5 protein-coding genes and 1 pseudogene are annotated in these 8,534 nt (G+C 57.8%); 3 read left to right on the plus strand and 3 right to left on the minus strand.

The features are described 5' to 3' along the window. The first annotated feature begins 170 nt into the window (after nucleotides 1–170). Nucleotides 171–326, plus strand: coding sequence for a serine hydrolase (locus BLP73_RS19210; protein ID WP_139166036.1), 156 nt, complete (start codon nucleotides 171–173; stop codon nucleotides 324–326). A gap of 518 nt (nucleotides 327–844) precedes the next feature. Here the strand turns inward: BLP73_RS19210 and BLP73_RS19215 are convergent. Then, the gene (locus BLP73_RS19215) at nucleotides 845–1,102 is read right to left on the minus strand and encodes a hypothetical protein (RefSeq protein WP_139166037.1); all 258 of its coding nucleotides are present in this window, start codon (nucleotides 1,100–1,102) and stop codon (nucleotides 845–847) included. 150 nt (nucleotides 1,103–1,252) lie between these two features. Here BLP73_RS19215 and BLP73_RS18395 point away from each other — a divergent pair. Beyond that, nucleotides 1,253–1,998 (plus strand): annotated as a pseudogene (locus BLP73_RS18395) (IS5 family transposase). Nucleotides 1,999–2,400: 402 nt separating this feature from the next. On the opposite strand, the gene BLP73_RS18400 reads toward BLP73_RS18395, so the two are convergent. Both BLP73_RS18400 and BLP73_RS18405 read right to left on the minus strand, forming a co-directional pair. After that, the gene (locus tag BLP73_RS18400) at nucleotides 2,401–4,290 is read right to left on the minus strand and encodes an ATP-dependent nuclease (RefSeq protein WP_090748347.1); all 1,890 of its coding nucleotides are present in this window, start codon (nucleotides 4,288–4,290) and stop codon (nucleotides 2,401–2,403) included. 300 nt (nucleotides 4,291–4,590) lie between these two features. Beyond that, nucleotides 4,591–8,196, minus strand: coding sequence for a DUF3320 domain-containing protein (locus tag BLP73_RS18405; RefSeq protein ID WP_090748350.1), 3,606 nt, complete (start codon nucleotides 8,194–8,196; stop codon nucleotides 4,591–4,593). A gap of 64 nt (nucleotides 8,197–8,260) precedes the next feature. On the opposite strand from BLP73_RS18405, the gene BLP73_RS18410 reads away from it, so the two are divergent. Beyond that, on the plus strand, nucleotides 8,261–8,534 hold a 274-nt coding region (locus BLP73_RS18410), incomplete at its 3' end, for a transposase (protein WP_139166038.1).

Genomic DNA, 8,534 nt, shown 5'->3' on the forward strand with positions numbered 1-8,534 from the left:
CCTCTTTCCGCCGGTAGAAACGGAAATCTTGTTGAGCCGTGGCGCTACCACAACGACGTCCGGTTCGGCACGGCGACCCCAACTGACAGCCGTTTGGCAACAGCGCGGACTCCGACTTCGATTGCCGCGACCTACTGCGCGCGTAGATCGAGCGCGCCCCCAAGGCCACTATGGAGGTGATGGCCGCCCTACCCCGCACGCACGAGCCGGGCATGCATCATACCTACTCCACCGGCGAGACGCAGGTTCTGGGCGAGGTCGTCCACGGCGCCGTCGGCAAGCCGCTTTCGGTCTATCTGGCGGAGAAGATCTGGCATCACTCCTAGATGTAGGACGACGCCAACTGGTGGCTAGACAGCCTGGGCAGGGTCGAGATCGGCGGCAGCGGCCTGTCGCGACCCTCAGGGGCTTCGCGCGCTTCGGGCAGTTCTTCCTGGATGGCTTTGAGCGAGGGCCAGGCCATCCTGCCCGAGGGCTGGACAGAGACCGAAGGGCAGCTGCAAGATTTGATCAGCGGCACGACGGTCGAATATAGCTACATGTGGTGACCGGGTTGGACCGAGCCGTCGATCGCCGACGGTGCCTTCGCCGCCATCGGCATTCAGGCACAGAACATCTACATCAACCCGGCACTGAACGTCGTGATCGCCACGCACATGGCGCAACCGATGCCCTTGACTCGTAAGCCGCTCGATCTGCTCGTCGTGTTCAACGCCATTGCGGCAGTCCTGGACCGACAGCTCCTTTTCCCGGCAGAGGTTCAAAGAACGAAGCCGCACAATGCACTCTGCCAAAGGCCCGTCATGAGAAAACCGCGCCCGTCGGGCGCGGCAGCGAGAGGTCCCTAAACGTCGTTTTCTGTTACACCATCTTTGTCGACGTAGATGATTGGACCACGCACGAGGAGCCATAGCGCTCCTGCCCAAAGTGTGATCCCGACTGGAAGATAGATCGCAGTCAGCCTGCTGAAGATCCAATCGTCTTCCGCCAGACGATAAAGTCCGGCAGCGAGAAAGATTGCTCCGATTATTGAGAAGTTCTGCACCATAGATCGCCAGCGCAGGATCCGGATCAGCCTGACATCTCTTACCAGTTCAACCATTTCGTTTACCTCATGTTGCTTACTTCATAATGATAGATGTTGGCAAAAGCGGTGTCGCACGGATCTTTGGCCTGACAGTCAATCTCTAGGGTCAGCATGCATTGATCTCTGTTGCGCTGCGTGATTCACGGCCCGAAACGGAGCGGTGACATGAGCGACCTTTTCTGGCTGACTGATGCGCAGATGGCGCGCCTTGCCCCCTCTTTCCCGAAGTCCCACGGCAAGCCACGTGTTGATGACAGGCGCGTTCTCAGCGGGATTATCTTCATCATCCCCAATTGCTTGCGCTGGCGTGATGCACCCGCCGCTTATGGCTCTCACAAGACGCTTTACAGCCGCTGGAGGCGTTGGAGCGGGAAGGGCATTTTTGCCCGGATGATGGCCGGGCTTGCTGCCCAACACGGTGAAGAGAAGACCGTGATGATCGACGCGACATACCTGAAGGCCCATCGAACAGCGACCAGAAGGGCCGTCAAATTGGGGGCGTGGCCACCTGATCGGCCGCACCAAAGGCGGTATGAACACCAAGCTGCGTGCCATCTGCGACAGCCAAGGGCGACCGCTTGAACTGTTCATCACCGCCGGGCAGGTGAGTGATTATATCGGCGCACGGGCGCTGCTCAGCAGCCTGCCTAAAGGTCAAGTGGCTGCTCGGCGATCGCGGGTATGATGCCGACTGGCTGAGAGAGGCGGCAAGGGGATATGCGCCTGCATTCCCGGTCAGAAGCAGCGCAAGACGCTGGTATGACAAGCGACGCCACAAACGGCGCAACCGCATGGAGATCATGTTCGGCAGGATCAAGGATTGGAGGCGCGTCGCGACCCGTTATGACCGCTGCCCAAAGGTCTTCCTCTCTGCCATCGCACACGCGGCTCCCGTCATCTATTGGTTATGAATCCTGACCCTAGGCTTACTGCCGTTGAGGAAGTCTGCGGCCATTCTCAAAACTAGCGGTGCTTGAGCCGAAAAAATCCCGCGGGGGCCAGAGAACTTCGTGCAACTCTTCAAGTTCAACCATGCTGCGTTTGCTTGAACAGCCTGAGCCATTTGCAGCTTCAAGCGGTGCGTGGCGCCCGGCCCCGGGGCAAGTTCTGGACGGCATGCTCGAGCGTGGTCGAAACTCGCACTAGGTCGAGTTCCTCCGGGAGCATCCCTTCTGCGCCTTCTGTGGCGTTCCGGCAGAGCATGTAGACCATAGGGCCAAGCACGGGGCAAAAAGGCGCTGTCGTATTGATGGGCGCAGCTACAAAACCTCTGCATCAACTGTCATAGCAGCGTGAAGCAGCGGCAAGAACGCTCAGAGCGCGTCCACGCTCTCAATGATCCGCTTAAACCTATCTAGTTCTGCCCCACCCTCAACGAGTTTTTCACAGATCTGCTGAGCAACCCATGGTGTTTTGCATATATCATCGGAATCGAAGCCGTATTCGTCTTTGTAGGCTTGAACTTCGCGCTCCCATACTTCGCAATTGAGCCCCTTCAGATGCGCCTCCATGTTATCAGAGAATGACGCAAACCGTTCAAAACACCCGTCTGGGAAGTCAACCGGCTGTGCAATCCCCAAAACTCTCTGAATCATCACGTTCGCATTGACTTTCTGCTTCTTATTCGACTTGGATCGATCAGAGTCAAAAACAGCGAATGCAGGAATTCCAAGACTATTGAAAACAAACAGCGGCTTATCCATTTTCGTCTTGCCGTCCACGGAGATGATGGCAATTCCTTCAGCCTCCGGCTGTCGACCAACAGCCCGATAAGCTGCCTCCAATACTGCCCTATCGCTGACACCTTCGACAAGAACGACTTTTTGCGCAAAAAACCCTTCGCATATCTCTCGGCTGAAGATGTACATTTTTGATTCAAATGAAGCGTCGGAAAGAGGATCGCGACCTAAAGCCTCAGCAAAGAATTGACTGGCACGCGACACACTAACCGAGGAGCATCCATGTTGCTCCTCGCCCTCAACTGAAGTTCGACGAAGAATGCGCGCAGACTGGAATTTGTTCATTCCAATGAATTTTTCCGAATGAGTGGAAAAAACTATTTGAAACCTGATTCCTGAGTCGGTGCTGAAGTCCTTGCAGATCTGGTGGAATGCATCATGGATGACTTGCTGCTTGCTCGGATGTTGATATATCTCCGGCTCCTCTACTAGGAGAACGATGTCGCTCTGCGCTTCATCAAATCCTTCTCCATCATTATCAACTTTACTAGCAAGAAATTCGATCACTGAAAATAACGCGGCTCGCTGGAGCCCGTGCCCAACATTCTCCAGCCCGCTAACAAATCCGTTATCTTCAATGCGCAGTGATGGTTGAGGAAACGAAACCTTTAGTCCTTCTTTGCTCGCCCAATCAGCCATAAGCCTTGAGTCGCGATAGTATCGTTGCACTGTCGACGTTAGCCGGTCGCTGATACTGGCGAGCTGTGGAAATCGTTCAGGGCTTACCAATTCGGAGAATTCGGTCTGGCTTCGGGAAATGAAATCAACGACCTCGCGCTGGTTCTCGTAAACCTGCCGCGCAATTTCAGAGAGAAGATTGATTATTGGGCTCTTCTTTGCGCCGGAAGTTTCTTCGCCTGCGTCTGCAACTGCAGGAACATAGTGAACCGACGTCTTCTTTGCAAGCTTTCCACTAGCGACGTTAGGCGCACCAAAGAATCCTCTAATTGAGGCAAGCTGAAGCAAGCCTGGATTGGCGGCCTCCCACGCTAACATCAAAGCTTCGACTTCCTCTGCATTTGAAGCGCGGTCAAGTCCCTCAGTTTCATCAGCAATCCTGTTAAAGAGGCTACGTTTCGTTGTCTTGCTCTGTTCTGCTCTCACCGCTGCAAATGCAGGATAGGCAGGTGCATTGACCGAATAATGCAGGTGAGCGTCAGCCCTATCCTGCCTAAACGTCCGAGTTACGCTCAACAGGCCGTTGCTAACGGCACCACCAAATTCCGCAATTTCTGAAGGCACGAGGTTCTTAAATATCACCGAGATCTGAATTTCCTCAGCTCTGCGGTGGTAGTAATCGTCATCAGTAAGTTTCGGAGCTGCCTCAAAGAAAATTTGAAGCGCGCGCAGGACACTTGATTTTCCTGCGTTGTTGCTCCCAAGCAGAGCTGTCACTTCACAGAAATCTAGATCCAAAGCTCTGATGGATCGGTAGTTTCTAATTGAGACGCTCGCAATCTGCATGATCAATCCTGCTGCTAAACCATATTCTAGGTGCTTCTGCCTACAATCGCTTTCTTACTGTCATAGGTAAAGACACTGATCAGCCCACCTAAGAACAGGAGCGACCACCCTCTAGATGAGAGGTTTGAACTATTTAGGATTGGGAAGCCGTTCTGATCCAAAGCAAAGGCTCCTGTTAGAATCGATAAGATCAATAGCGCCAGACCCAGCCCGACACACAAGCGCACGAAGAAGTTTGACATCTGAATCCTTGCCTTTGCTCCTTCTAACTTATTGAGCAGCCGAACTCATAGTCCAGCACTAAGGGTTACTGCTTGTTGATAACGTGCTTTGTCGCCAATTTCGACAAAGCTGCAGATAATCCCTGGCCTCTTTGCCGAGTCGTGCGATGCCTAGCAGGCGGGCAAGTTCCAGATTTGGATCTTCAGCTTTAGATATCCTAGCTTCATCCCGATCAATGACGCTCGCGATCTCGAACCTCGATACCTCCCGCAGCGATCGATTGCCCATACCGCGGTAAGACACACGGTCTCTGATGCTGCCCTGTTCCCACAGGAACCTGACATCATCCTCAACCGTCACGTCGAAGCTGTCGTGCAGCGTAGCGAGGCGTGCCTGAATGCGGGCGCCGGTGCGCTGCCAGCCATGAAGATTGGAAATTCTTCTTGCCAGGGAGCTATCGGGTATCGGGCCCTCTAGCGCGACGATCTGCTGCATCAGGCTGCGGAGATCGGGGGTGTAGCTTTCGTCAAAGAAGCGCTCGGGGCTAATTTGCACTCCTCGCGACGGGGCTGGTGCCGAGGCGCCGACGGATGCTTGTTCAGCGAAAAGAACCGCATGCTTCTCGACAATAACATCATAATCTAGGACGCCTGCTTGCTGCGGACCGGGTGCAGCTGCCGGCTTGATCATTTGCTCATCGGAAGGAGCGGCGTCTTCGTCAACTGGCTCCTGCGGCGCATCTTCCGCAGCCCGGCGCGCCCGGTCAGCTTCCAGAATGGCTTGGAGGCTGCCGTCAATACGCGTGATCGTGGCATCAGGAGCCCGGAACCAGTCGGTCGACCAGATCCGCAGTATCTTCCAGCCCAGACCTTCCAAGACAGCCTGACGGATCCGGTCCCGGTCGCGCGCTGTTGCCGAGGAATGATAACGCGCTCCATCACACTCCACGCCGGCCAGCCAAACGCCCGCGTGATCGGGGTGCCGCACGCCCAGGTCGATACGGAAGCCGGACACCCCGATCTGCGTGTGGACCTCCCACCCTTTGGCGGCCAAGGCGTCCCGCACCGCCTCCTCGAAGGGTGAGTCCGCAGGTCCGACCGAGCCGCTGTCCTGCGCGGAAAGGGCCACCGGTCCCCGGTTAGCGAAGTCAAGAAACGCCTTGAGATCCGCAACTCCGCGGGCGCGTGTCCGTGTGGTGTCGATCTGATCGGCGGTAATCGAGGCAAAGACATGCAGTTCCGCCCGGGCCCTTGTGATGGCAACGTTCAGGCGCTTTTCGCCGCCGTCCTTGTTCATCGCGCCGAAGTTCATGGTGAACTTGCCGGCCTGGTCCGGCCCGAAGGTGATCGAGAACAGCATCACGTCGCGTTCATCGCCCTGGATGTTCTCCAGGTTCTTGACGATCACTGGCTCTTCCCGCTCGTCGGCGAAGAACCATTCTAGATCGGGGTTGGCCTTGCGCTCGGCATCGAGCAAGTCAAGGATCAGACCCTGCTGCTGTGCGTTGAAGGTGATCACGCCGAAGGTAGGGCGCTTTTTCTCAGGCAGCCTGAGCCATTCCGTTAGGCGCTTGCGAATAAAATCAGCGATTGCACGCGCTTCCACGGGATTGATTGACCCTGTGCCGCGCCCATAGATGCCCTCGACCTTGTGCAGCCGCACGGCATTGCGAGAAGCGTCGGGCGAGGGGAACGTGACGAGGCCGCCGTCATAGTAGTAATGGTTGGAAAATGCGATTAGCGCCTCGTCCCGGCTGCGATAATGCCAGTTCAATCGATGGGTGGGGATGCCTGCAGCCGCCACCTCGTCCAGGATGGACGGCATGTCCTTTTCGAATTCCGCGAGTTCAGCGCCTTCCTGGGTGCCGTCATCGCTGCGCCCAAAGAAGTTCGTCGGCGGAAGCTGCTTCGGATCACCCACGATGATCGCCTGGCGCCCGCGGGCAATTGCGCCGATGGCATCCCAAGTCGAGATCTGCGAGGCTTCATCGAAGATGACGAGGTCAAACTGCGCCTGCCCGGCGGGCAGATATTGGGCAACCGACAAGGGCGACATCAGCACGCATGGTGCCAGCTTGCCGAACGTCGTCGGCATGTCGGCAATCAGGCTGCGGATCGCCCGCGTCGGGCGCTGCAATCCCAGTTGATGCCGCAGAACCCCCAGTTCCGAATTCCGCGGAACCGAGTCGCGCGTGGGAAGATCATTTCCCAAGCGGCGCATTACCTCGTCGGAGGCGAGATTGGCCAAGGCATCATCAAGTTCCCGGAAGCGACGGATCAGGGCGTCATGTTCCCAATGCGCAAAGCCACGCAGGCAGGGTTCGGCATCCATCGCCAGCCGCAGCCACCAGGCCATATAGGCCTGCTCGAAAGCACGCACGGTATCGGGAATATCTGCTTTCTCCTCCAAGGCGCGAACCAGCGGCTCCAATCCGGCACCGATGGCCTCGGCTCGACAGGCGCGCCATTTCAGCCAGTCGCCGAACCGGCTCTGTAGAGGCTCCAGTCCGGCCAGGAGGGTGTCACATTCCTGTGCCAGGGCGCCTCCTGCATTGGCAAAGGCCGCTGCGGCTTGATCGGACCTATTCGCTGTGTCGCGCAGGGCTTGCAGCAGGCCAGAGAAGTCGCCGCCCGAGGCATGGGACAGTTGGGGCCGGTGTGCTTCCAGCCGCGCGGCAGGCAGGCCGGCGGCGCGCAAGTGCCGTTCAAGATCCAGGAAAGCGGATGCCGTATCGATCTGAGCAGCAATGCGGGCTGCATCCGACTCCTCGCCCGCAAATCCAGGCAGCGACTGCAGGCTTGAGGCGGCGATGTCCTGCCGTGCGCGCAGAAGTTGCTTCAGTGCCGAAAGGTCGCGTGCAGGATCCGCCTGACCCGCGCTTGCATAGCTTTGCAGCACCGTGCGGAGCTTTTTCTGCGCAAAGCCGGCAAAGGGCCAGGACTTTCTCTGTGCCTCGCGCCACTGCAGTTCCAGGGCGTCCAGCGGCATGTCAGCCAAACCCTCATCGGGGTAGCGGGCCGAGAGTGTGGACCGGGCCTGGGCTGCGCGCGACAAGGCATCCTTTAGAGCGTCAAGTCCGGCGCGGGCTTCATTGGGGTCGCGCAGCGCCTCGGGAGAAACGGCGGGCTTGTCCAGTCGCTGCGCTGCCAGCCCGACAAGGGCGGCGGCAATATCCGGATGCTCCGCCTCCGTCGGGGACAGGCCCAGCCGCTGCGCCAAGGCTTCTTGGGCATCGCGTGCTGCGCCTCGCGCAAGACGTAGTGCACGGGCGCACTCAAGATAGCGGTCCTGCCAGCCATAGGACCATTCAGCGCGATCCAGCAGTGACAGTGGCCCGGCAGGGTCCAGGTCTGCGACGATTCGCTGGCGCGTGCCCAGATCGGCGGCCAGCCTTCGCAAACGCTGCCAGCTTGCCTCGTCGTGACAATCCTTGTTGTCAAAACGCAAGGCAAAGCTCGGAATGCCGGCAGCAACCTTGCCGATGGCTTGGTAGACACTGAAGCCTTGTGTGCCAGGCCGATGCAGCGCGTCGACATAAGCGTTCAGCTGGTCGCGCGTGAGGCGCAGGTCCTCGGCAACCCGGACCCATTCCTGCGCTCGAGCAGCAGTGGCTCTGTCCCAGGACCGGCCAAGCTGAGTCAGCACACTCTTGCGGTCAGCCTTGCTGGAGTGCAGTTCCAGCACTGGCCTGCCCCCTGAAAAGTGGTCCTCCCTGAAGTAGGCTTTCGAGCCAGATGGAGGACAAGCAATGCCCCAGAAGAAGCACAAGCCCGAAGAGATTGTAGCGAAGCTCCGGCAAGTCGATGTGTTGGTATCGCAGGGTCAGTCTGTGGCCGCGGCGGTTCGCTCAATTGGCGTGACGCAGTTCACCTACTACCGGTGGCGTCAAGAGTATGGCGGGCTGAAGACAAACCAAGTGAAGCGGCTGAAGGAGTTGGAGAAGGAGAACGAGCGGCTCCGGAAGGCCGTGTCGGACCTCACGCTCGAGAAGTTGATCCTTCGGGAAGCCGCTTCGGGAAACT

It is taken from the genome of Paracoccus tibetensis, assembly GCF_900102505.1.
GTDB lineage: Bacteria > Pseudomonadota > Alphaproteobacteria > Rhodobacterales > Rhodobacteraceae > Paracoccus > Paracoccus tibetensis.